This window comes from Frankia sp. CoWAU3 (assembly GCF_977971855.1).
In genome coordinates this window covers 1-930 of the sequence record NZ_CDWWXB010000018.1, presented here as the reverse complement: position 1 = coordinate 930, position 930 = coordinate 1, and the positions used below count along the sequence as shown (strand labels likewise).

Below are 930 nucleotides of genomic sequence, written 5' to 3'. Positions count from 1 at the left end.
GTTCGGAGCGGGGGTGATCCCGGGGCCCTGGCTGCCGACCGTGCTCGCGGGCGAGGCGGTGCGGCTCGCCGGCTCGGCGGACCAGGCGGCGGCGGTGCTCGCCCCCCTCGCCGCCGGGGACCTGGTGGCCACCGTGGCGCTGCGGGGCCCGGGCGGGGGATACGACCATACCGGCATCGCGGTCCGCGCGACCGCGGGCGGTCGGCTGGGCGGTGTCGCGTCCGGCGTCGAGTATCTCGAGGTCACCGGGCTCGTGGTGGTCGCCGCCGTCGACCCCGCCGGGGTCGGGCTCTATCTGCTCGATCCGCGTGGCCCGGGGGTGACGGTCACCACCCAGCGCGGCTTCGACGGCACCACCCGGCTGGCCTCGCTGTCTCTGGCCGACGCGCCCGCGACCCGGCTGCCGGCCTCCGACCCCGCGGTCGCCGCGGACCTGGTCCGTCGTGGCGCACTGCTCACGGCCGCGGACCTCGTCGGTGTCGCGCGAGCCGCGCTGACCCGGACCGTCGCCCACGACATCGATCGGGTGCAGTTCGGCCGGCCGGTCGGTTCGTTCCAGGCACTCGCGCACTATCTCGCCGATCTGCATGTCGCTGTCACGATGGCCGAGCATGCGGTGCTGTACGCGGCGCACGCGCTCGACACTGCCCTGCCCGACGCGGAGCTGGCGCTCGCGGTGGCGAAGAGCAAGGCCAACCAGGCCGCCGGGGAGGCCACCGCGGCGATGATCCAGTACCACGGGGGGATCGGCTACACCTGGGAGCATGACGCGCACTTCTTTTACAAGCGGGCCAAACGCCAGATTCCTGCTTTTGGTGACACCCCTGCGCATCTGGAGCGCATCGCGGTGCTGACCGTCGACGCATTGCCCTGACCGCACCCGATCCCGCAGCACTCGCAGCGGTGCTGGTTCCTCGGCGGTGCTGGTCC

Annotated in this window: 1 protein-coding gene; it reads left to right on the top strand. The window is 73.5% G+C overall.

What is annotated here, in order from left to right; translation table 11 throughout:
* On the top strand, nucleotides 1-874 hold an 874-nt coding region (locus tag AC08ON_RS03595), incomplete at its 5' end, for an acyl-CoA dehydrogenase family protein (RefSeq protein ID WP_476616445.1).
* Nucleotides 875-930: the final 56 nt, after the last annotated feature.